Below are 23,780 nucleotides of genomic sequence, written 5' to 3'. Positions count from 1 at the left end.
CACCCATTTTTACTGGTGAACTGAAATTTTTGATTTTTTTTGAAGGGCCTCCCATAGTCCATTCAAATAGACGGCACCTAGAGCTCGATCAAAGAGGCCATAGCCAGGTTTTCCTGTTTCTCCCCAGATCATTCTCCCGTGATCTGGACGGATCGGGCCTGTGTAGCGTATTTCATGTAATGCTTGGACAACATCAAACATATCAACGGATCCTTCAGCTGATAGATGTGCAGATTCATGGAAGCTTTTATCCCCAGTTATTTTGACATTTCTTGCATGAACAAAATGAATTCGCCCTTTTGAACCAAAATATCGTATTAAATCAGGCAGTTCCTTCGCCAGATTAGGCCCAAGTGAACCCGTACAGAAGCACATGCCATGGCTCGGACTGTCAGAAAGCGAGAAAAGCCAATCAAAATCCTCTTTTGTTGATAGAATTCTAGGAAGCCCAAAGATATCCCATGGCGGATCGTCCGGATGAACGGCGAGTTTTACGCCTTCCTCCTCAGCCACGGGAATGATCTGCTGCAAGAAATCCTTCAAGTTTAAACGGAGCTGTTCCTTATCAATGGAAGCATATAGATTGAAAATGCGTTCCACATCCTCTTTTTTGTAGCTGGAGTCCCACCCGGGCAGGCTCAATTCTCCGGAAAGGGGATCCATTCTCTCAATTACATCCTCTTCATAGGAAAGGCATGTAGAGCCGTCGGAGAGTTCATGTTCAAGAGAAGAACGGGTCCAGTCGAATACAGGCATGAAATTATAACAAACAGTTTCAATTCCGCATTCTGCAAGGTTTCTGATGGTTTGCTTGTAATTTTCAATATAGTTTTCCTTTGAAGGCAATCCGAGCTTAATGTCCTCGTGAACGGGCACGCTTTCGATAACGGTTAGCTCAAGGCCCGCCTTTTCAACCTCGTTTTTTAGCCCTCTGATTTTATCGATCGGCCACACGTCGCCTGGGTCGATATCGTAAATCGCTGAGACAATCCCCTTCATGCCTGGAATTTGCCTAATGTACGCTAACGGGATAAGGTCTGAATTTCCGTACCATCTAAAAGACATTTTCATATTCATTCGCTCCTCTATCAGTCTAGTGGAATGTCAAAATAATGTTTAGCATTGTGAAAACTTATGTCCTGAATGATTCCGCCTATAAGCTTATAGTCTGCTGGAATTTCTCCATCCTCAATCCATGTTCCCACCAGCTGACAGAGAATTCTTCGGAAATACTCATGTCTAGTATAAGACAAAAAGCTTCTTGAGTCGGTTAGCATTCCAATAAATGTGTTCAATAGCCCAATATTGGCAAGATCGGTCATTTGTTTGAGCATTCCGCCTTTCTGATCGTTATACCACCAGCCCGATCCAAACTGAATTTTCCCGCGGATTCCATCTCCCTGAAAATTGCCGGCTGTACTTGCCACTAATTCAAAATGATTAGGGTTAAGCGGGTAAATAATCGTCTTCGGTAAACAGTTCTTTTGATCAAGTGCATCCAGAAATAAATTTAAGGGTTTCGCTAACCCATGATCAGAAATTGAATCAAATCCGCTATCTGCTCCAAGCTGTGCAAATTTGCGGGTATTATTGTTCCGTATAGCTCCTATATGCAGCTGCATTGCCCATCCAAGTGAATAGTAGAGCTCACATAAAAAGACAAATGTATAAGTTTTGAACTGGTCTGCTTCAACGCTTGAAATGGTCTGTCCGCTCAAAGCTTTTTCAAATGTTGAGGCCGCCTCCTGCTTAGTTCCAGGTTCGTAAACTAGCTTTTCAAATCCATGATCAGATATGCGGCATCCCGTTTCATGAAAGAAGTGAACTCTTTTTTCTAGACACTCTAGATACTGTTCATAGCTTTGAATGGTAACTTGAGCAGCTGCCTCTAATTTTCGGACGAAAGGGAGGAAAGCAGACTGCTTGATTTCCAGCCCTTTATCAGGACGGAAAGCAGGAAGAACTTTTGTTTCGATGCTGGGATTATTAGCAATTTGAATATGACTGACCAGAGAATCACAAGGGTCATCCGTAGTACAAATTACTTTCACACAGCTGCTGCTGATAATAGACTGAGTACTGAAAGCATCCCCTGAGAGAACTTCGGTACAGTGATTCCATATATCTTCCCAGTCTTCTTCTTTTACGGCCTTGCTGTATCCAAAATACCGTTTGAGTTCAAGGTGTGACCAATGGTAAAGCGGGTTGCCAATCATGTACGATAATGTCTTGATCCACTCCCGGAACTTTTCTTTGTCTGAAGCTTTGCCAGTTATGAGCGATTCATCTATTCCAAATGCTCTCATAGCCCTCCACTTATAGTGGTCACCTTCGAGCCATAGCTCCGTCATCGATTCATACCTTTTGTTGTCGGCAATTTCTTTAGGATTGAGATGGCAGTGGAAATCATAAATGGGCATATCCTTTGCATAGTCATGGAATAAAATCTTAGAGCTTTTACTATGAAGTAGGAAATCTTCATCTAAGAACGTCATTCAACTCATCCCTTCAAAAAATAGTTAGCAGATCAGCACAGAATAAAGCGTTTACAAAAATACAGAGGAAAGATTGGTATATAAACCGATTTATTAGATTCATTTTACATACGCATTTTTAATGAGGCAATGCTTTTGTAGCATTTTGAAATAATATGAGCATTTATCGTCTAAAAGCACTAGTGGGCAGGAGTATATCTAGATATTCACTTAAATTAGGATATTAATATCTTAAGAGTTGTCGGGAGATAACAGGGGACAAAGGAAATGACAATTTTTAAAGGAAGCACTTACTTAGCTATTTTTCCATTTATGATTAACACATCATTTGAGATATCAGCCAGTTTACAGGTACGATTATAGAAAAATGATAAAAGGAGCCTATTTTGTCCTTACGGCTCCTCAAATAACTTTCTTATCAGCAAAACAAATCGCTATTTAGAAGCTTCTAATTTGTCGATATCTACTCAGAATTTGTAATTATTTCTCGGGAAATTGTTGAAATTTGAAAAATGGTGAATCCTTTTTTAATGGTTTGGGATTATGGGTTAAATTATCATATATATCGTCTAGGATTTTCCGTATCGCATAACGCTATAAGCGCTTTGATGGCGGATTAAATAAGATACGCCAAGCGCCTACTTTTAAAAACTCTTATCCGTTTCGTACTATGTTATGACCATACTTTTAAACAGTGGGTGTTGCATCCCGACTTCTTACACTGCCTTAGAAAAGAATATTCGGTATATCATGTCAAAGGTTTTGAATATAATTGCAAGTTATATCGCCCGACGATACGAAAGGAAAAAAAGGAGCCGGTCAACCCATGTATGGAGCAACTCCATTAAGGAGGACTCTTGTTTTTGAATGCAGGTTTTCAACCGCCTCAACTCCTATTTTAACAAACATGCCTTTTTTGCTTGCTTCAAGTTGTGCATTTTGTTTAGATGCATATCGCTTAAATCTTCTATGAATTTCAATTGAGCCTTCGTTTGCCTTTGGTAGATCAACCGATACATTGGTATCGCCCAGGTCTTACATATCATGTACGCAAAACACCTTAACTGGCATCTTATTTTCGGAATATGGAGAAAAACCCCCCCCATTTTTCTTTACGTTGTTGTATCGCTTCTTCTAAACGTTTATTAAAATCATTTTGGGAACTCCATTCTTTTTTCTGTTCGTCCCGCATATTTTGTATTTCTTTTTGTAAGAGTTCACTTTTTTGTTTTTCTTGTTGCAGCAATGTTTCGTAATGGGTGTTTTGTTGTTCAGTTAATTTTTCAATTTTAGCATTAGTTCTTTGCGCTGAATTTCCAATACTAGAACTTATAACATGATGATCTTGCTGGAGCTGGGAAACCTTTGTTTTAAGCTGTGACATATCGTTTGTCAGTTGGACATTCATTTCACGGGTGGCTGCGAGTTCATTGACTAAAAACATTAAGGCCTCTTTTAATTGATTGGGGTCATGAGATAAATTTTCATATGTATCGGGTATCGCTATCTCTGTTTCATTGGATCCTTCTAATTTTTCTCTTTGTTGATACACAAGGTCTTTCGCTGTATCGTCTAAGGGCTTATCCGTATCGCGTAACGCTATAAGCGCTTCGATGTCAGATTGAACAAAGATACGCCGATCGCCATCTTTCAAAAACTCATATCCATTCCGCTCTAAGATTTGGCCATACTTACGAACAGTGGGAGTTGCAATCCCCACTTCTTCTGCCACTTCCTTGGAAGAGAAAGCTTGTTCATTCTGTTGTATATCACGTCGCATATCGGTCCTCCTTTTCTATTAAATATGAAGGTTTTTAAATTTATTTGCAAGTTATATCGCCCGCGATACAAAACAAAAAAAGAGCCGATCAGCCCCCCGCTTGAGGAATTCTATTAAGAAAATCGCTTGTTTATGACCAAGGTTCTCCACCGCTTAAACTCCTGTTTTTTACTGCAAATTAAAAATCTAAATTACTAATCCACTTCAAAACAATTAATCATTTAAGCCATTGCGAGCAAAAGAAGTCCAAGAGCGTCTGGAACACTCAAATATCCAAATGGCAATGAATAAATATATATACTCATGTAACAGACATTTAGAAGAACAAACAGCTACAAAATTTAAAAACGATATTTTGAGCTATAATTCATAGACTATTGTGGTCAAAGTATATTTTAAAACATAAAAAAGGCCCCCAACCAAATAAGCATAAGCCTGAGAGCCTTCAAAACGTTGATAATTAATGTTTTGGAACTTATCAGCACGTAGAGCACCTTTAAGACCATATTATCCTTTTATAACAATACAGCTGATCAAGTATATTACTGCTTTACAGATCCATGAGGATCAATTACAAACTTCTTAGCTGCCCCTTTATCAAAATCTTTATAGCCCTGGGGAGCCTCTTCTAATGAAATTAAGGTAGCATTAACGGCTTTGGCAATTTGTGCTTTTCCGCTTAAAATGGACCTCATCAGCCCGCGATGATACTGCATAACAGGGGTTTGGCCGGTTACAAAAGTATGCGCCTTCGCCCATCCTAGTCCAAAACGGATTTTCAGAGAACCCTGTTTCGCATCATTATCAGATGCACCTGGATCTTCCGTTACATAAAGTCCAGGTATGCCAAGCTTTCCTCCAGCCTGAGTCACATCCATAATGGAATTCAACACGGCAGCTGGCGCTTCCTTTCTTTCAGCCCCATGGCCATGAGCTTCAAACCCTACGCAATCAATAGCACTGTCAACAACCGGCTCACCCAGAAGCTGATCAATTTGTTCACCAAGGTTGTCATGCTGGCTTAAATCGACTGTTTCACATCCAAAACTTCTTGCCTGCGCTAATCTCTCCGTATTCATATCTCCTACAATAACCGTTGACGCACCGAGCAGCTGTGCTGAATGAGCTGCAGCAAGCCCGACCGGCCCGGCTCCTGCAACATAAACAGTTGAACCTGTTTTCACCCCGGCTGTATAGGCCCCATGAAAGCCTGTCGGGAAAATATCAGACAGCATCGTTAAATCAAGAATTTTTTCCATTGCCAAATCTTTATCAGGAAACTTTAACAGCTGGAAATCAGCATAAGGAACCATGACATATTCTGATTGTCCGCCTACCCAGCCTCCCATGTCGACATAGCCATATGCAGAGCCCGGCCGATCCGGATTCACATTCAGGCATATATGTGTTTTTTGTTCCTTGCACATCACACAGCGCCCGCACGCTATGTTAAACGGAACCGATACGAAATCTCCTTTTTCAATAAATTCTACATCCCGTCCGACTTCAATCACTTCTCCCGTAATTTCATGCCCTAGTGCTAAACCTTTAGGTGCTGTCGTCCTGCCCCTCACCATATGCTGGTCACTTCCGCAAATATTCGTTGTGATGATTTTTATAATGACACCATGATCACATTTCCGTCCTACGTTTTTAGGATTAACTCCTGGACCGTCTCTCAAAATAAGCTCTGGATATCCAATATCCTTGACCTCTACTTTGCCTTCACCTGCATAGACAACGGCTTTATTACCTGCCATGCATAAGTCCCTCCTCTATTAAAACGCTTTCATTCTGTAAAAGCATAACAACTTTCAGAAATTTCTACAAATAAACTGCTTAGTCTTCCTTTTTCTGCCGCATGAAGAGTGCCTTTGAAAGAGGCTGGCAACGCCTGCAAAATTTTTAATGATCATACAGATGACTGCGTGAAGATTGTCATAAAACTTCAGACCTTTATAATTGTCGGACGAATTCCGAATAGAATGATGAATGACATGGACAGCCGCCACATAAAGTTTAAAAAAGCTTTGTATAAGAAAGGGGCTTCGCCATGCTTGTTCAGCTTTGTATTGCAGCGGTATCAGTTGCTTTTATCTGCCTTGTCGTCTATTTGATCCTCACCCTCCGTAAAGGAATGGTTACCCTCAGCGAAACGAAAGAAACAATGGCAGAGGTAAAAACCGCTGTTCATGGATTATCAGAGGAAGCCGAACAATTTATCCACACAGCCAACCAAGTGACAGTTGATGTGAAAGACAAGATGAGATCAGTTGATCCTTTACTTGAATCCGTGCATGACGTCGGCGAAGTCATTCATCAGGTAACGAACTCAGTCAAAAAAGCAGCAGCCCCTAAAAAAGTGATCCAATCGAAAACCATTGAAACAAAGCAAGGAAGGCCTGTTCAAATTAAATTGAAATAGGAAACAAAGGATGAAGCAGCATGTGTTAGGCTGTTTCACCCTCTTTTTTAATGGCGCTTATCTTAAACTTTGTTGCTTTTCCATCTTTATAAATACCTGGACATTTATACAGCTGCTAATTTTAAGAAAAGATGCCACGAAGCCTATCTATAACCGTTTTCTAAACAAAATACGAAGAGCAGCAGCCTTTGCGAACAGTCTTTTTATCTGAAATTGAACAATTTGTGAAATTCTTCACAATTAATTGCATTTGGAAAAAATTCGAGTATACTAGGAATTAAGTTACATGTGAATCATTTCACATATTCTTGTGAAATACATCACAATATATTATCAGGAGGTTTTTTCGATGAAAGTTCTTGTAATCGGTTGTACACATGCTGGAACAGCTGCGGTTTCTAATATGAAAAATTTATATCCTGAAGCAGAAATTACTGTCTATGAAAAAAATGATAATGTTTCCTTCCTCTCATGCGGCATAGCGCTTTATGTTGGAGGAGTTGTTGAAAAAGCAGAAAGCCTTTTTTATTCTTCACCAGAGCACCTTGCCAATCTTGGTATTCACATGAAAATGAAGCACGAGGTTACCTCTATCGATACAGATCGTAAAACAGTGAAAGCAAAAAACTTAACAACAGGCGAAGAAATGACGGAGGCTTATGATAAATTGGTTGTTACAACTGGATCATGGCCTGTCATCCCTCCTATTGAAGGGATTCAGATGAATAACATCCAGCTTTGCAAAAACTATGACCACGCGAAAACCATTATCGAGAAAGCAAAACACTCCAGCAAAATAACAGTTGTTGGAGCAGGCTATATCGGAATAGAATTAGTCGAAGCATTTCAGCATTATGGCAAAGACGTCACTCTTATTGACAGTGAAGATCGAATCTTGAATAAGTACCTTGACCCTGAATTTACAGACATGATTGAAAATAAACTAGTTTCCAAAAAGATCAATCTGGCTCTTGGGCAAACAGTTAACCGGTTTGAAGGTGCTGACGGAAATGTAACCAAAGTTATCACAAACAAGGGAGAATACGAGGCAGATCTCGTTGTTCTTTGTATCGGATTTAAACCAAACACCTCTCTTTTGAAAGGAAAAGCAGACATGCTTGGCAATGGTGCCATCATTGTTGATGATTACATGAGAACAAGCAACAAAGATATTTTTGCCGCAGGCGACAGCTGTGCCATTACCTATAACCCAACAAAAAAACCGGCTTATATCCCGCTTGCAACAAATGCAGTCCGCATGGGTACACTTGTAGCAAGAAATCTAGTTAAGCCCACCATTCGCTACATGGGCACACAGGGTACATCAGGCATTAAAATTTTTGATATGAATATTGCCTCCAGCGGTGTGACAGAAGCATCTGCTATTCATTTAGGCATGAATGTGAAATCTATCACAATTAAAGAAAATGACAAACCTGAATTTATGCCTGATTCCCATGAAGTAACTTTAAAAGTGGTCTATGAAGAAGAAACACGCAGGATCGTCGGAGCACAAGTGATGTCTGAAACAGACGTAACGCAAGCAGTCAACACCCTGTCTGTCTGTATCCAAAATGAAATGACCATCGACGAACTGGGCTTCGTAGACTTCTTCTTCCAGCCCCACTACAACAAGCCTTGGAACTTTCTTAACCAGGCTGGACTGCAAGCGATCTAGGCAGAAAAGCGGCGCCGACTGTTTAGCTGCGACAAGCGCAGGATGAAAAATCCAGAAAGTCCGGTCTTAGACTTTTTGGATTTTTCTGAAGCGACTCGAGCAGCTAGGAGGCGCAGCTGGACAATGAAAAGCGGCGCCGACTGTTTGGCTGTGACAAGCGCTGGATGAAAAATCCAGAAAGTCCGGTCTTAGACTTTTTGGATTTTTCTGAAGCGACTCGAGCAGCTAGGAGGCGCAGCTGGACAATGAAAAGCGGAGCCGACTGTTCAGCTGCGACAAGCACTTCAAATGGGGATAGATAATAAAAAATGATGAGGAAATAATCAGGGCAGCTCAAAATAAGAGCTGCCCTTTTCCTATGGTTCCATTCAAAACTTTCTCCACGAACGGCATAAAATCACCTGCCAGAAAATAAATATAGCACAAGGAAAATGAAAGGTAAGGGGAAATCAACATGACCATAAAACCGCCGATTCTGCAAAGGGGAGATACAATTGGAATTGTAACGCTCGGCAGCCCGCTTGCTGCGAGTACGATTAATCAAGGTATCAATACCTTACGGAATCTTGGTTTTAAAGTCATATTAGGAAACTACGTTTATGCGCAAAACGGTTACCTTGCCGGTACGGATCAAGAGAGAGCCGCTGACTTAATGATGATGTTCTCCAATAAAGAAGTGAAGATGATTTTACCTACAAGAGGCGGTGTCGGCGTTCTTGGCATCCTGCCTTATCTTGATTTCACCATTATCAATCAGAATCCTAAAATTGTATCCGGCTACAGCGACATAACTATTCTTCTAAATGTCCTGTACCAGTTTGCCGATTTAGTCGCCTTTCAAAGCTTGCTTCTGCTTGATTTCGTTCCTGGAACACCAGCTTATAATTATAATCAATTCTTCCTTGCCACCTCAACATTTCAATCACCAAGGCAAATTGTAAATCCACCTGGAATCTCCCAAATCAGCAGAGTGCCTGGTAATGTCACTGGTCAAATCGTAGGTGGAAACCTTACCTCTTTTGTCGATTGCCTTGGAACGGATTTTGAAATTGACACAACCGATAAAATACTTGTTCTTGAGGAAACACATGAATCAATCAATAAGGTTTACCGATACATGAATCATTTAAAGGTGGCAGGAAAGTTCGATGACTGTGCTGGAATTGTGATTGGGGAATGCACAGAATGCAAAACGGCATACGGCAAGACATATGAAGACCTCATTAATGACTTTTTGGTTCCGCTCGGAAAACCTCTTATGACCAATGTCACGACGGCACATGGTTTTTATAAAGCGGCGATTCCAATCGGAGCAACAGCAGCATTGAACACTCTGAATAATACCTTTATTGTGCTCGAGCCTGAAGTAAGCCCGGCTTAATGCTTCCTTGCTGTTTGGACAGTATACAGGGTTCTTTATCCAGTAGAATTGTACATTCGGCCAGTGAATCTACTTCCAGTAATCATTATTTTTTCAAGAAAATTTACTGCTTTTTACTCTTTTTTTTCTTGAAAAACCGTGAAAAACATAAGAGCTGACTCCATTTTAAGAGTCAGCTCTTTTCTTTTTACTCAATTTGTTCTTGTTCTATGCTTCTGGACTTTTCTTACCACAAAGTAAACTAAATAAATGAGCGAGATCCCAATAAAAATAGAAGCACTGACTTCAATCGTATTGGCTGCTTTATTTTTAAGAGCTAACAGGCTTCCAAGCGTAGGTCCGATCATCACCCCTACCCCTTGAAGAGCTGAAAAGATACCCCAGCTTGCTTCCTTTAAGGATTCTGGAATAAATCCTGCAATAAAGGCGTTCCACGCAGGCAATACAACAGCGAAAAAGAGTCCGAGAAGCACGATATAAATGAGTGTTGTCACAAAATTTTTGCTGTTAGCTAAAAGAAACAGTGAGACGCCGCTCACCCCAAACCCTAGAATAACGAGCCCAACCTTGCTTGCCCTGTCGGCAACCTTCCCCATTGGCACTAAAAAGAAAACCGCCATTGCTCCTCCAAGCAAAAGAAGCAAAGAATATTCTGTATGTGATAAACCCATTTGCTTAATGATAAATGACGGGAGAATCGGAATGAGCATCCCCATTGAAATCCCCTGCAAAAGAGTACCGGGAATCACAGGTCTGCTTTTCTTCAGCAATTCCAATGTAGCTTTCCATTGCGTTTTAAGATCTGTCTGATGAGGGTCAATTTCATCTCTTATGACAAGATTAAATATAATCCAGCCAGCAATCATTAAGATAGGCAGAAGCCAAAGGATCGGGAATTTTTCAAATTCCAGCAAATAGTTCATTAAAATGGTTCCTGCTCCAAGTCCTCCAAGCCAACCAAGATAAACAAGGCTCATGTTATGCCCGCGATTGTCCCCGCTTGCTTTTGTGAGCATAACGAGCCATAACGGACAGATTCCGATCCCAAGCAATAATGAGCTAATCAGTACTGTAAAGTTATTCATCCAGATACAGACAAGAATTAACCCGACAGAAGAAATCAGAAAACTGAACTGAATAACGAGCTTTGTGCCCACATGTTTAATCAAATAGCCAATAACGAGGTTCGTTATGGCGTCACTTATAAAGTGTATAGAAACAGCAAGTCCTACAACTGCAATTGAGATACCGGCATGCCTTACGGATAGGTCTGGCACATAGCTGATAATAAAAGCTCCCCTTACAAACTCAACAATCAAAAGAGGAATAATCAGCAGTAAAAATTCCCTTTTTGCACTTTCACTACTCAACATTACAGGACTTCCTTATAACTGTATTCATATTTTTGCCTCCCACTGCAACTGTTCACTATGTATTAAAACAAATCAATTGTAACACCTAGTCATTGTCTCATAATAGCTTACGATATTCTTTATTAAAAAGTTTCAGAATAAGAACTCTTCTTCTTATTCTAAACAATTATCATTCAAGCAAAACCTATCGTTACAAAGGTTCGTTACAATTATACGAACTAATCCTATCCTATGACAAAGGTTATTTGGAATATGTTTACTGATAAACTGTATTTTATTCTCCTAACAACCTCAAACAGCTAAACAAATCATCATTTTTGACGCTGATTTCATTTTCCAGCAAAATGAAATAATAAGGGTATTGAACGAATTGTACTTAAAAGAGGAGGAAATGATCATGATCCGTCTAACACAAGAAGCAAAAAGAAAATTAAGCGAAGCACCAGCAGGTACTGTATTCATGCTTCCATTTGATAAAGGCAGCTGTGATATTGTTAATACCGTATCAGAAATCAAAGCGATAAAAGACAGGCCGCTGGAAAGCTATGAAGAAAAAGTAGAGGCAGAAGGTTTTGTTTTTATTACAGGAGAAAATTTCGCACACTTTTTTGATGACGAGCTAGTGATTGATTTTTCCAATAACAGCTTTGTGCTAAAAAACAGAAATCAAATCTTTAATAGCAGAGTCCGATTCACTATCACCGATTAACTTGAACATAAAACTCGGATCTCTTTACATACCCTATAGGGGTATATTATGATGGATATATGGAGGCGGCAAAATGGGAAAAGAATTGGAACAGGTAAACGAAAGTACCCACAATCACGACATGTGCGGCACTTCCGAAAGAAAAAGCCATCATTCTGAAGCAGTTAAAAAGAATTTAACCACCCGCTTGAACCGGATTGAAGGCCAGATACGAGGAATTAAAGGCCTGATTGAAAGAGATACTTACTGTGACGATGTGATAACGCAAATTGCAGCTACCCAGTCAGCTTTAAACAGTGTGGGGAAGCTTCTTTTAGAAGGACATATTAAAACCTGTGTCGTAGACCGGATTGAAGAAGGCGATTCAGAAGTATTAGATGAATTAATCCTGACAATCGGAAAATTGATGAAAAAATAACTTTAACGGAGAGATTAATATGGAAACAACTTTAAAAGTAAACGGAATGAGCTGCGCGCATTGTGTGAAAGCAGTCGAAGGCAGCGTCGGAAAGTTAGCTGGAGTGGCTTCTGTAAAAGTTCACCTGGAAGCAGGAAAAGTAGATGTGAAGTATGATGCGGATCAAGTTTCCTTGAATGAAATTAAAGAAGCCATTGATGATCAAGGTTATGAAGTCGAAGAATAAAAGCAGATAAACGTGCTATACATGGTCTAGCACGTCTATTTACGGAAAAAATATACCCCCGTAGGGTATCGGAGGCGATAGGTATGGCCCAGCCAGTGAAAGAAACGAATATGCAGATTACCGGGATGACGTGTGCTGCTTGTGCTGTGAGAATTGAAAAGGGATTGAAAAAGATGAATGGCGTAGAAGAGGCCAACGTCAATTTAGCTCTAGAAAGGTCCTCTATCAAATATGATCCGGCCAAAGTTTCCCCACTCGATTTCCAGGCCAAAATAAGAGACCTTGGCTACGATGTCGTTACTGAAACAGCCAAGTTTTCCATAACCGGAATGACATGTGCAGCCTGCGCAAACCGGATCGAAAAAGGACTAAATAAGCTGGAAGGCGTCAATCAAGCTTCCGTCAATCTTGCCTTGGAAAGTGCATCCATTGAATACAACCCTTCCCTTCTCAGCTCCCGTGATTTAATAAATCGGGTAGAAAAGCTCGGGTACGGTGCGATTCAAAAGGATGAAAACAAAGAACATCATGATTATCGCCAAGAGGAAATTCAAAAGCAGCAGCGGAAATTCGCTGTTTCCCTTATCTTATCTCTCCCTTTGCTTTGGGCAATGGTCAGTCACTTTCAGTTCCTGTCGTTTCTCTACCTTCCAGACATAGTGATGAATCCGTGGGTGCAGTTCACACTTGCCACACCTGTTCAATTTATCATTGGAAGGCAATTTTATATAGGTGCTTACAAGGCACTTCGCAATAAAAGCGCCAATATGGATGTTTTGGTAGCACTCGGGACTTCTGCAGCCTATTTCTACAGCCTTTATCAGGCATTCTTGTCACTTGGCACAGGCGCTCAAATGCCAGAGCTCTATTTTGAAACAAGCGCCATTTTGATTACGTTAATTCTTCTTGGCAAATTGTTTGAAGCGAAAGCGAAAGGCCGATCGTCTGAAGCCATCAAAAAACTGATGGGACTGCAGGCAAAAACAGCAATGGTCTTGCGTGACGGAAAAGAAATGGAAATTCCCTTGGAAGATGTCGTTCAAGGAGATCTGATCTCGGTAAAACCCGGTGAAAAGATTCCGGTTGACGGAGAAATTGTTGAAGGCCGCTCAGCCATCGACGAATCCATGCTTACAGGTGAAAGCATTCCAGTCGATAAGTCTGCTTTCGACCCGGTCATTGGTGCCACACTCAACAAAAATGGCTTTATCAAAATAAAAGCAGTAAAGGTCGGACGCGATACTGCGCTGGCCCAAATCATCAGGGTTGTTGAAGAAGCTCAAGGCTCCAAAGCGCCTATTCAGCGGCTGGCGGATACGATATCAGGGATCTTTGTGCCGATTGTCGTTGGTATTGCAGCACTTACCTTCCTCATTTGGATTATCTGGGTCAATCCAGGTGAATTTGCCTCCGCGCTTGAGAAAATGATTGCCGTTCTTGTCATTGCCTGTCCATGTGCATTAGGGCTTGCTACTCCTGCCTCTATCATGGCGGGTTCAGGCCGCTCAGCAGAGTATGGCATACTGTTTAAAGGCGGAGAGCATTTGGAGCGGACACACAGCATTGATACGATTTTATTAGATAAAACAGGCACTGTGACCAACGGAAAACCAGTATTAACAGATCTTATCCTTGACCATTCTATCCTTGATGAAAGTGAAATGCTGTCATTAATCGCTTCTGCAGAAAATCAATCAGAACACCCTCTTGCTGAAGCCATTGTTCAAGGAATAAAAGATAGAGGAATCCCTCTTAGGGCTGTTCAGGAATTCGAAGCCATTCCTGGTTTCGGCATACGTGCATTGATTGATAACCGAAACATTCTCATAGGAACCAGAAAACTAATGAAACAAAACGAAATTGACAGTTCACCAGCAGAAACGCAAATGGATGAACTTGAGTCAAACGGGAAAACAGCCATGCTGGTAAGTATTGACGGTACCTTTGCCGGCTTAGTGGCTGTTGCTGATACGATTAAAGATACCTCCAAAAAAGCCATCTGCCGATTAAAAGAACAAGGCTTAACCGTCATAATGATTACAGGCGACAATGAAAAAACCGCCCTGGCCATTGCTGAACAGGCTGGCATTGAGCAGGTTATAGCAGAGGTTCTGCCTGAGCAAAAAGCCGAAGAAGTCATATCCCTTCAGAAAAAAGGCAAAAAAGTCGCCATGGTCGGTGACGGGATTAATGACGCTCCTGCTCTTGCAGCTGCTGAAATCGGAATGGCAATCGGAACAGGTACAGATGTCGCTATGGAAGCGGCAGATATCACGTTAATGCGAGGCGATCTGAATAGCATCGCAGATGCCATCATGATGAGCAAAAAAACGATCCGAAATATTAAGCAGAATCTCTTTTGGGCATTCGGCTACAATGTTCTCGGTATTCCAATAGCCGCGATCGGATTATTGGCTCCTTGGCTTGCGGGTGCTGCAATGGCCTTCAGTTCTGTTTCCGTTGTTTTAAATGCCTTAAGGCTGCAGAGAGTGAAGCTTTAACATGATCCTTTCTTACAAATCGGAGATCTCCTCCGATTTTTTTATTCTTGGAATTAAAGCGATTACTCTCTTTACAATCCCTCGTTTTCCTTTTATTATAAAAGTGAGTAATCACTCATTATATACACAAGAAGAGGTGATTTTAGTTATGGATAAAAAGGCTATTATTTCGGTAATTAACGTATCTAAATCCTTTCACCAGCATCAGGTTTTGAAGAAAATCAGCCTCAACATTTATGAGGGAGAAATTTTTGGCCTGTTAGGACCTTCCGGCGCTGGCAAAACCACTTTGGTTAAGCAGCTGTCAGGTCTGGATGTCCCCTCTGAAGGTGAAAATCTGCTTTTCGAAAAACCAATGCCAAACTTGAAAACGATTGAAAAGATCGGGTATATGGCTCAATCTGATGCCCTTTATGAGGAATTAACAGCAAAAGAAAATCTTCAGTTTTTTGCTGCCTTGTATGGTTTAAAAGGAGCTCGTCAGAAGGAGAGGATTAACGAAGTGATGCGCATAACTGACCTTACTGATCACCTCAATAAGCCTGTTGCCAAATATTCAGGAGGCATGAAAAGAAGGCTTTCCCTGGCCATTGCCCTTCTTCATGAACCTTCTTTGCTTATCCTAGACGAGCCGACAGTAGGAATTGATCCTGTACTCCGCAAAAGCATCTGGCAGGCATTTTATGAGCTTAAAAACAAAGGAACAACCATTATCGTCACGACCCACGTTATGGATGAGGCAGAAAAATGCGACAGGCTTGGCCTCATTAGAGAAGGACGGCTCATTGCGGCCGATACTCCTGAAAAACTAAAAGCAGAAACCCATTCAGCTACCATTGAAGAGGCGTTTCTTGTATACGGAGGTGCTTCTTATGAGAATTAGTGCTTTGATCCTTCGAATTTTAAGGCAAATCCTGCGTGATAAGCGGACAATTGCCCTTCTCGTACTCGCGCCAATTCTCGTTTTGACTATGCTGCACCTGGTGTTTGATGGAAAGGATTATACGCCAAAAATCGGTTTGGTTGACATGCCTTCTGCCATGTTAGAGAAAATGGACCTGAAGGATGCTGATATAACAAAATATTCTAATGAAGAGAAAGCTAAAAAGGATTTAGCCAATCAAAAGATTGACGCTTATTTCATTCTGCAGCAAAATAAGCCTTCCGTTCATCTAGAAGGCAGCGACCCAACCGTAAATGGAGCAAGTCTAAAGCAAGTACAAACAGCATTGACCTCACTTAAAGGGCCATCCAATTCAAAAGATCTGAACGTTACCTATTTGCATGGCTCAAAGGATATGGGGCAGTTCGATTACTTTGGCCCGGTATTGCTTGGATTTTTTGTTTTCTTTTTTGTATTTCTTATCGCAGGTGTTTCCTTTTTAAGAGAACGCACAACCGGTACACTTGAACGCCTTTTATCCACTCCTTTGAGAAAATGGGAAATTGTTGTAGGATATGTCGCCGGGTTTGGCATTTTCACAATGGTTCAGGCAACGATTATTGCTGCATACGCCATCTATGTCCTCCATATGCTGATGGAAGGAGCTTTTGGCTATGTGCTTTTGATCACTTTGCTTCTTTCACTGACAGCTCTTACACTCGGAATCCTGCTTTCTTCTTTTGCCAACAATGAGCTGCAGATGATTCAATTTATCCCGCTCGTCGTAGTGCCGCAGATTTTCTTTTCAGGACTTTTCAACCTGGAGAGCATTTCAGACTGGCTTAGCTGGATTGGCCCTCTAACCCCGCTCTATTATGCAGCCGATGCATTGCGGGATGTCATGATAAGAGGCTATGGATGGAAAGATATTTGGGTAAATGTAACAGTACTTGCAGGTTTTTCACTTGTCTTTATGCTCCTCAATGTCATTGCTCTCAGAAAATACCGAAAAATTTAAAGACAGCTTCCCTTTTTGTTTTTGAACCAAATCCATTAAGATAGAAGGAAAGGAAAAGGTTAAAAGGAGTAAACTATGCCGGAACAAAACATGATTGAAGAGTTATTTAATGAAGAAGCCTCGCTGACAGAAAAGCAGAAAAAGATATTGGCGGCTGCAATAGAGACATTTGCAGAAAAAGGATTTGCTGCAACTTCTACAAGTGAAATTGCCAAGAAAGCAGGCGTTGCAGAAGGAACCATTTTTAGACACTACCGTACTAAGAAGGAGCTCCTTCTTTCCATCGTTTCCCCAATGATGGCTAAATTGATTGCTCCTTTTGTGATAAAGGATCTGAACAAAGTCTTAAACCGTGATTTTGGGCGATATGAAGACTTTTTAAAGGCCGTGATTGAGAACCAGGCAGCTTTTTTGAAAAAAAACATGCCGCTTCTGCAAATTCTCATTCAAGAAATTCCTTTTCAGCCAGAGCTGAAAGAACAGTTTAAAGAACACATCGCGAAAAAGATTTTGGAGAGATTTCAAAAAATCATCGAGCATTACCAGAAAAAAGGGCAAATAATCGAAGCTCCTTCATACAGTGTTATCCGTATGACTTTATCAAGTATTTTTGGTTATCTCATTGCACGTTACATGATCATGCCCGAGGCAAAATGGAATGATGAGGAAGAAATCGAAAGAACAATCCATATTTTGATGAATGGATTATCTCCTAGATAATGGCCTGGCTTCATAGCCAGGCCATTTCTATTTAAGCAGAAACGACGCAATGCCGTACAGCACAACGGTAATTCCGGCTGCAATCAATGCCGGTTTTAATTTATACCGGGCATAAGTAATAACAGATAAGTTAAGGATACGGGCAATCGTATTCGTATCATCGCTTAACGGCGAAGCAAATGCGCCAAATGTTCCGCTCGCAAAAACGGTCCCGATGACTAACGGAAGAGACAACCCAGAAGCATCAGCCACCGAAACGCCAAGCGGCATCAAAATTCCCCATGTTCCCCATGCTGAGCCTATAAAATAAGACACTAATGCTCCAAAAAGAAATAAAATCGGTACAAGCAGAGACGATGGAATCCACTGAGAGTGTCTTGTGATGAACCCGGAAAAACCAAGTTCTTCGCTCGCAGATGACAGCCCCCACACTAAAGAAAGAAGCACAATGACTGACATTAAATCATTCCCCCCAAGAATAAAACTGCTCAGCAAATCCTTGGTTTTCATTTTTTGAAAGCGGAAAAATACGAAGGTCAATATCAGTGAAACAAGCAGTGCCGTCAGCATCGCACTCATTACATCTGCCTTAATAAAAGCCGGAAAAAACCCCTTCACCTTTTGAAATCCATCCCACCAAGTAAAAAGAAACGTCAGGCCGATGACGAGAATTAATGGAGCAAACAAATTCCACGGTTTTTCAGGCAAATCCTTGCCGACAGAAGGATCACAGTTGTGCCAGTCATCCTCTTCACTCCCGCCATCTTTCCCTATTTCCTTTGGATCACTCGTTTCAGTAGATTTTGAATGATGAAAAAAACTTAAATAAATGCCGACTAAAATTAAGACATAGGAGAAGAAATTAAATGGAATGCTCTGTAAAAATAACTGATAAGAATCTGCTTTGATATGCTTTGTTTCCAGCGAAAGATCTATCAAAGAGGTCATATACCCTACAAAGGCTGTAGCTATCGGAATCAGAACAATGATGGGAGTAGCTGTCGTTTCAATCACAAACCCTAATTCCTGAGTGGACATCTTCACCTTTTTTAAAAGCGCCCGCATAATCGGAGCAATCGTTACAAACCGGAAGCTCGGGGCTGCAAATGTTCCGATTGTTGATATGTAAGTTAAAAATAAAGCTTCTTTCTTCGAAGAAATTTTTGCCGAGGCCAGCTCTACAAATCCCCTGACTCCCCCAGCCATTTTGATCATTCCAATCAAACCGGTAAACGCATATAGAAAAATAAAAATCTTAATGTTTCCCGGATCAATGATCCCCTTTACCAATAGATCAATCATCTTATGAAGCCCCCCAACAGGACTTTGCTGCAGCAAATACGAGCCAGCCAGCAAACCGGCGAACAGCCCAGGCAGCACCTCTTTCGTTTTTACAGCAATCGGAATAGCAATTAAAAAGGGAATGACGGAAAACCAATCATGCTGCAACAGGCTTCACCCTTTCAGTAGATGATTTTATTAGAGTGCGGAAAAAGATGGGGGTTTATTCGCGGGGTGGCTATAGTATCTTTTGGTGAGGACACGCTCCCGCTCTAAAGAGTCCCTGTCCCATCAGCGTTAAACCAATATACCCTTATTCGATTTAATATTATTCAGGCATTAAGAAATCTGTATGACGAAGTAATGGATTAAGAATTAAAAGAAAAAGCAATGGAGTTAATAGAAACAGAGGAAGATATAAAGTATCAGAAGAAGGATAGAGATGTTTGGAAATAGTGGTGAAATAGTGGTTTTAGGGGATCAGACACTCTGAGAATAGTGGTGCCTGTCCACATTAAAGTAATAAAGCCTTAAGAGATCATCAAAGAATCAGCCAAAATCTTTCAGGAAAACAATATTCAAATGCCTGAAATGCCTATAGGCTTAGTGACAAATTCAAAAACAGCTCCTTTTCCCGATAAGCTGATGATGTATTGTATTTATCTGCTTTCTAACTTCAGCCTTGGAGGACAGAGCTTTGGAGCAGGCTTTAGTCTGCGGAATGACTTGGATGTAAAATTTGCTATCTTTGCGAAAGATGTATTTGAATATACTAGAGAAGTAACTTCCCAAATTTTACGTATTTATGTTATGACCAAAGTGAATAAAATAAAAAAAAGCCTGAAATCCAGTTTATGGATTTCAGGCTTTTTTAATTGGTTATTTAGAAACAATCTCTCTCTGTATTTTTTTAGGCAGTTTTTCTAGAACCAACTGATAGGAATGCTGAATCAGATTCTCTACTAGATCGTATGGCAAAGAGGAATCTAGATACAAGGAATTCCAGTGGGTTTTATTCATGTAGTAGCCAGGAATAATGCTTTCATACATTTCCCTTAATTCTTCAGCACGAACTGGATTGCATTTTAACGTAATGATCGGTTTTCCTTTAGAATCTCCGCCAATCATGGCAAACATTTTTCCTCCAATATGATAGCGGTCAGCCTGCCAGTCAGGCTGATAATCATGAGCAGTACCAGTTAGCGAAATACAAGTTAAATGCAGCTTGTCTTTATCCATCACGAAATCTCCTTTTTCGGTCTATCATAGGCACTTTATTTCTCTATCCATTCAATGTTTTTCAATGAATTATTCCATCTTTCGTACATTCTTTCCTGCCTTTTCTGCAAAAATCAAGAATTAGTATTTTATTCCAAAGCAACCAAACGGGTTTATGTTCTACATATTGGGGAAATTCATTCCCATAGGAGGCGATAGAATTGAATCCAAAATTTAAATTATTCCATAACGATGAAACGCTGAAAGAATCGATTGATAAGATTAGAAACAATGGTGTGCGTGATGAAGACATTTACATTCTTTCTCATGATAATGACCATGTGAGACGTTCAAGAAAAGAAACAGATGCCAATAAAGTTGGCGTTAAAGTAACCGGTATCGGTACTGCTACCAAAAATATATTCAGAAGCAAGGATGATAAGCTTGTATCGAAAATGAAAGAAATCGGATTCGATGTCAAAAAAGCCGAAGAGCTGGAAGAAGAACTGGATAAGGGAAAAACGCTGCTGATTGTGACAAATCAAGATGAGGTAACTTTTTAAAGGTCTTGTAAAAGGCCTTTTCTTTTAGGAAGGCTCCTTTCTTAAACTTTGACATCAAATCGATCAATTACAACGAATGTACATCTTAAAATTTTAAGAAAAGATTCCATGCAATGTGAAAACATCAAATAGAAAGTAAAAACAGGAGGCGTGCAGATGTTGAACAAAGCAAAACTAGCAAAAAACATGGTTAGGGGCGGTACTGTGAAACGGACGGTAGCCGGGGGACTTCTTGGTGCTGCCGTGGGCTATTTTGCCTCACCGGAAAAAAGCAAAAAACTACTTACCATGATGGGTAAGGAAGCGCTGAAAAATAAAGGCGAAGGCTTAGAGTCTATAGCAAAAAAGCTTGGCAGCAGTAAAGAGGCCGGAAAAGAAACAATTAAGAAAGCTTTCAGCAAACTGACAGGCAAAAACAAATTGCCGGAAGACGAGGATGAAAAAGAAATGAGCTCCGAAGAAGAACAGAACAGCACCGAAGAAAAGAAGCACTCCAACGAAGCGCAAAACGAAAACAGTGAAGAGTATGAACAGCTAGATGAAGAAAAGAAAAAGCTGCAGGAGCAGATCAAAGAAGTAGAAGAAAAAATGAATCAGCTTAAAAACACCGATAACAATGAAAGAAGCAAGGAAAACGAAGAAGATGAAGACGAGGAAGAAGAAGAGTACAACGGCCGGATAAAGAAAGAAGAACAACAATCTGACAATAAAAAAAAAGATGAATTGAATAGTGACAGCAGCAATGAGGATGAAGAAGAAAAGGATCAAGAAGACTCTGACCAGGATAATCAACAGTCTGCTGGTAAAGACAATGACCACCAAGAAGAAGATGGTTCTAAGCTGGATCTGAAGGAAAACCAATCACCTTCTAATGAAGATGATGATGAATCGAATAGTGACAGCAGCAATGAAGAGAAAGAAGACGACGTTCAGGTTGAGGATAAACTTCCCGCTAGTGAAGATAAAGAGGATGACGATCAGGATGAGAAATCTTCTAAGCAAGACAACGATGACCACAAACAGTTTGCTAGTGAAGGGAAAGAAGACGACGTTCAGGATGGGAAATCTTCTAAGCAAGATAACGATGACGACAAACAGCCTGCTAGTGAAGTGAAAGAAGATGACGTTCAGGATGAGAAATCTTCTAAGCAAGATAACGATGATAACCAACCAGAGGAGACCAACAAAAACAACAATCTAGAAGAAGAAAATAAGGCTCAAGATAATGAAGCCACTAAGCAAGATAAAAAGGAAAAGAAACAGCCTGCTAATAGAAGAAAAAAGGATAAAACAACAGTTCTTTCAAGTAATGATGATACATCTCCCAGAAACTAATTCTACATGCCTGATTTTGATCGAGATCAGGCTTTTTTTTGTGTTCAGATCTTTTGAGAGCTTTGTGAGGTTTAGGAATTCATTCATATTAAGAAGGTCCCCTTCATATGTTTACATGTGGAGGGGGTTGTCCGCTTGAATCGTAAAAAATACGAAAATGTCACATTCATCCGTGTATATTTTCATACACTGCTTGGTATACTTCTTTTTTTCCTTGCTGCTTTCATGCTTGTTTTAAATCTTAAAATTGATTCCATCGGCATTACGAAAGCGCTGGATGGCATCGGCAGCAGAGATGTTTTTACTTATTTTTTCAAATCGGAAAATCAGTATTATTTTCCTGAATATAAAAGTGATCTGTTCTCTGCATCTCATTTATCCAATCTTACCATCCATCTTGCTACAAACATTAAACCTACGGATTCACGCTCATTTTTAGGAAATGAGCTGCCCGGTTTCAGTGAGTATGATACAGAAATTGCTGTCGCAGGAGAAGGGACAAATATGAGCAATATCCCTGACGAGTCCGCCCCTCCGCCTGAAGCCATGCTGCATGAAAAACAAGTAGCCGAAGATAAACTAAAAAAAGATAAGCAGAATACTGCCGTAAAGGTCAATCCGAAAAACATTCCTAAAGTACCGTCTGTCTTTATCTATCACACACACAGCTGGGAGGCTTTTGCTCCTTATCTTCAAAATGCGAGCCAAACGACTGCTACCAGTTCTGACAAGCGCGTCAATGTGATTGGATTAGGGGAATGGCTCACTAATGATTTGCTTAACAAAGGCATTGGCGTGAAACACGATGAAACCAATATGACTAATGAATTAAAAAAGAGAGACATGTTATGGAATAAGGCTTATACTGCTTCTGGCAGCATAGTGGAAGCTGCTGCATCTGCACAAAAAAGCCTGCATTATTTTATTGATATTCACCGGGATTCTGCCAAAGGAGATATGACAACGAAGACCATTAATGGAAAAAAATACGCGAGGTTATATTTCGTTATAGGTAAAGAAAACCCAAATTACCAGGAAAATCTTGATTTTGCTAAACAGTTAAATAGTGAATTAGAGAAACAGCACCCTGGTATTAGCCGCGGGATTTTCCTAAAAACCAAACGCAATGGAAACGGAATATATAATCAAGAAGTCTCCAATAAGGCCATCCTAATTGAGGTCGGAGGGGTCGATAATCATATAGATGAACTGAATCGCACGATAGATGCGTTTTCTGAAGTTTTTTCTGATTATTACTGGAAGCATCAAAATGCTAAGGAAGTAAATGGAAATGGCTAAAAAATTACATTCTTCTCTTAAATGGCTAATTTTCACATTTGCGACGATGCTTCTCGCCTACTTTTTTACTGGGCTTTCTGTATTGACTGCTAGTTTCTTTATAACTGGGTTCTTATTTACTGTGGGCTATCTGAATAAGGAAGGAATTCATTTGAATGGCTAAAAATGAATTTTAAACATGAGCAAATGTATTGAGGATTGTTAATCGAATAAATCATTGACTTAGGTTATCTATATTTTCTGAATAAAATGTTGTCTTAACTGGAGGAATTATCCATTCGATTTTATAGGATACGTCACTTTTAGCCGCCCAGCCCAGACTTTAATACAGTCTTTTTGATCTTTAAGCTTCCATCTACCTGATATTTATACTATTTGGGGTTGAAGGAGTTTCTTTTTTATGCAGCAAGGTCTGGCTTTTGGTTTAGGGAAAAACCCTACTTATAAAAACTCTTTTGAGCCAGATGAAACAGTGGT

Annotated in this window: 22 protein-coding genes; 15 read left to right on the top strand and 7 right to left on the bottom strand. The window is 40.3% G+C overall.

The window, feature by feature from the left end:
* Nucleotides 1-9: 9 nt before the first annotated feature.
* From uxuA to fdhA, 4 genes are all read right to left on the bottom strand, one after another.
* Nucleotides 10-1,071 carry a mannonate dehydratase gene (gene uxuA / locus ACOT8F_RS16525; RefSeq protein ID WP_421653016.1) on the bottom strand — a complete coding sequence of 354 codons (1,062 nt, stop codon included), beginning with the start codon at nucleotides 1,069-1,071 and terminating at the stop codon, nucleotides 10-12.
* Nucleotides 1,072-1,088: 17 nt separating this feature from the next.
* The gene (uxaC, locus tag ACOT8F_RS16520) at nucleotides 1,089-2,495 is read right to left on the bottom strand and encodes a glucuronate isomerase (protein WP_421653015.1); all 1,407 of its coding nucleotides are present in this window, start codon (nucleotides 2,493-2,495) and stop codon (nucleotides 1,089-1,091) included.
* A gap of 1,072 nt (nucleotides 2,496-3,567) precedes the next feature.
* Nucleotides 3,568-4,275, bottom strand: coding sequence for a hypothetical protein (locus tag ACOT8F_RS16515; RefSeq protein ID WP_421653014.1), 708 nt, complete (start codon nucleotides 4,273-4,275; stop codon nucleotides 3,568-3,570).
* A 542-nt stretch (nucleotides 4,276-4,817) separates the two neighbouring features.
* Nucleotides 4,818-6,035 (bottom strand): formaldehyde dehydrogenase, glutathione-independent, encoded by a 1,218-nt coding sequence (fdhA, locus tag ACOT8F_RS16510; RefSeq protein WP_421653013.1) that lies wholly within the window; start codon nucleotides 6,033-6,035, stop codon nucleotides 4,818-4,820.
* A gap of 293 nt (nucleotides 6,036-6,328) precedes the next feature.
* On the opposite strand from fdhA, the gene ACOT8F_RS16505 reads away from it, so the two are divergent.
* The 3 genes from ACOT8F_RS16505 to ACOT8F_RS16495 all read left to right on the top strand — a co-directional run bounded on the left by ACOT8F_RS16505 (nucleotide 6,329) and on the right by ACOT8F_RS16495 (nucleotide 9,759).
* On the top strand, nucleotides 6,329-6,700 hold the full coding sequence (locus ACOT8F_RS16505) for a DUF948 domain-containing protein (RefSeq protein WP_421653012.1): 372 nt from the start codon (nucleotides 6,329-6,331) through the stop codon (nucleotides 6,698-6,700).
* 349 nt (nucleotides 6,701-7,049) lie between these two features.
* Nucleotides 7,050-8,378 (top strand): FAD-dependent oxidoreductase, encoded by a 1,329-nt coding sequence (locus tag ACOT8F_RS16500; RefSeq protein ID WP_421653011.1) that lies wholly within the window; start codon nucleotides 7,050-7,052, stop codon nucleotides 8,376-8,378.
* A 454-nt stretch (nucleotides 8,379-8,832) separates the two neighbouring features.
* Nucleotides 8,833-9,759 carry a S66 peptidase family protein gene (locus tag ACOT8F_RS16495; RefSeq protein WP_421653010.1) on the top strand — a complete coding sequence of 309 codons (927 nt, stop codon included), beginning with the start codon at nucleotides 8,833-8,835 and terminating at the stop codon, nucleotides 9,757-9,759.
* Between the two features lie 191 nt (nucleotides 9,760-9,950).
* Here the strand turns inward: ACOT8F_RS16495 and ACOT8F_RS16490 are convergent, their stop codons facing one another.
* Nucleotides 9,951-11,132, bottom strand: a complete 1,182-nt coding sequence (locus ACOT8F_RS16490; protein WP_421653009.1) for an MFS transporter — start codon at nucleotides 11,130-11,132, stop codon at nucleotides 9,951-9,953.
* Nucleotides 11,133-11,529: 397 nt separating this feature from the next.
* Between ACOT8F_RS16490 and ACOT8F_RS16485 the strand changes: the two genes are divergently transcribed.
* From ACOT8F_RS16485 to ACOT8F_RS16455, 7 genes are all read left to right on the top strand, one after another.
* The gene (locus tag ACOT8F_RS16485) at nucleotides 11,530-11,841 is read left to right on the top strand and encodes an iron-sulfur cluster biosynthesis family protein (RefSeq protein ID WP_421653008.1); all 312 of its coding nucleotides are present in this window, start codon (nucleotides 11,530-11,532) and stop codon (nucleotides 11,839-11,841) included.
* A 73-nt stretch (nucleotides 11,842-11,914) separates the two neighbouring features.
* Nucleotides 11,915-12,259, top strand: coding sequence for a metal-sensitive transcriptional regulator (locus ACOT8F_RS16480; protein ID WP_421653007.1), 345 nt, complete (start codon nucleotides 11,915-11,917; stop codon nucleotides 12,257-12,259).
* A gap of 19 nt (nucleotides 12,260-12,278) precedes the next feature.
* On the top strand, nucleotides 12,279-12,485 hold the full coding sequence (copZ, locus tag ACOT8F_RS16475) for a copper chaperone CopZ (RefSeq protein ID WP_421653006.1): 207 nt from the start codon (nucleotides 12,279-12,281) through the stop codon (nucleotides 12,483-12,485).
* Nucleotides 12,486-12,568: 83 nt separating this feature from the next.
* The gene (locus ACOT8F_RS16470) at nucleotides 12,569-14,986 is read left to right on the top strand and encodes a heavy metal translocating P-type ATPase (protein ID WP_421653005.1); all 2,418 of its coding nucleotides are present in this window, start codon (nucleotides 12,569-12,571) and stop codon (nucleotides 14,984-14,986) included.
* 148 nt (nucleotides 14,987-15,134) lie between these two features.
* Entirely contained in the window at nucleotides 15,135-15,869 is a 735-nt protein-coding gene (locus tag ACOT8F_RS16465; RefSeq protein WP_421653004.1) for an ABC transporter ATP-binding protein, read from the top strand.
* Nucleotides 15,859-16,887 carry an ABC transporter permease gene (locus tag ACOT8F_RS16460; protein WP_421653003.1) on the top strand — a complete coding sequence of 343 codons (1,029 nt, stop codon included), beginning with the start codon at nucleotides 15,859-15,861 and terminating at the stop codon, nucleotides 16,885-16,887. The genes ACOT8F_RS16465 and ACOT8F_RS16460 overlap by 11 nt, the downstream gene beginning before the upstream one ends.
* Before the next feature lie 75 nt (nucleotides 16,888-16,962).
* Nucleotides 16,963-17,607, top strand: a complete 645-nt coding sequence (locus ACOT8F_RS16455) for a TetR/AcrR family transcriptional regulator (RefSeq protein WP_421653002.1) — start codon at nucleotides 16,963-16,965, stop codon at nucleotides 17,605-17,607.
* A gap of 27 nt (nucleotides 17,608-17,634) precedes the next feature.
* On the opposite strand, the gene ACOT8F_RS16450 is transcribed toward ACOT8F_RS16455, so the two are convergent.
* Nucleotides 17,635-19,056, bottom strand: coding sequence for a Na+/H+ antiporter NhaC family protein (locus tag ACOT8F_RS16450; RefSeq protein ID WP_421653001.1), 1,422 nt, complete (start codon nucleotides 19,054-19,056; stop codon nucleotides 17,635-17,637).
* A gap of 369 nt (nucleotides 19,057-19,425) precedes the next feature.
* On the opposite strand from ACOT8F_RS16450, the gene ACOT8F_RS16445 reads away from it, so the two are divergent.
* Nucleotides 19,426-19,815, top strand: a complete 390-nt coding sequence (locus ACOT8F_RS16445; protein ID WP_421653091.1) for a DUF3231 family protein — start codon at nucleotides 19,426-19,428, stop codon at nucleotides 19,813-19,815.
* On the opposite strand, the gene ACOT8F_RS16440 is transcribed toward ACOT8F_RS16445, so the two are convergent.
* On the bottom strand, nucleotides 19,768-20,127 hold the full coding sequence (locus tag ACOT8F_RS16440) for an MmcQ/YjbR family DNA-binding protein (protein WP_421653000.1): 360 nt from the start codon (nucleotides 20,125-20,127) through the stop codon (nucleotides 19,768-19,770). The genes ACOT8F_RS16445 and ACOT8F_RS16440 overlap by 48 nt on opposite strands.
* Nucleotides 20,128-20,327: 200 nt before the next feature.
* Between ACOT8F_RS16440 and ACOT8F_RS16435 the strand changes: the two genes are divergently transcribed.
* The 4 genes from ACOT8F_RS16435 (at nucleotide 20,328) to ACOT8F_RS16420 (ending at nucleotide 23,466) form a co-directional block, all read left to right on the top strand.
* On the top strand, nucleotides 20,328-20,669 hold the full coding sequence (locus ACOT8F_RS16435) for a YflT domain-containing protein (protein ID WP_421652999.1): 342 nt from the start codon (nucleotides 20,328-20,330) through the stop codon (nucleotides 20,667-20,669).
* Nucleotides 20,670-20,825: 156 nt separating this feature from the next.
* A complete protein-coding gene (gene gvpT, locus ACOT8F_RS16430) occupies nucleotides 20,826-22,004 on the top strand; it encodes a GvpT/GvpP family gas vesicle accessory protein (protein ID WP_421652998.1) in 1,179 nt (392 codons plus the stop codon).
* A 135-nt stretch (nucleotides 22,005-22,139) separates the two neighbouring features.
* Nucleotides 22,140-23,303, top strand: a complete 1,164-nt coding sequence (gene spoIIP, locus ACOT8F_RS16425; protein WP_421652997.1) for a stage II sporulation protein P — start codon at nucleotides 22,140-22,142, stop codon at nucleotides 23,301-23,303.
* Nucleotides 23,296-23,466: a hypothetical protein gene (locus ACOT8F_RS16420; protein WP_421652996.1), complete on the top strand. Its 171-nt coding sequence runs from the start codon at nucleotides 23,296-23,298 to the stop codon at nucleotides 23,464-23,466. Before spoIIP ends, ACOT8F_RS16420 begins: the two co-directional genes overlap by 8 nt.
* The last annotated feature ends 314 nt before the right edge of the window (nucleotides 23,467-23,780 follow it).

The organism is Chryseobacillus diguaensis (assembly GCF_049220665.1).
Taxonomy (GTDB): Bacteria; Bacillota; Bacilli; order Bacillales; family Bacillaceae; genus Metabacillus_B.
The sequence above is the reverse complement of the archived record's forward strand: the minus strand, read 5'-3'. Positions and strand labels throughout refer to the sequence as shown.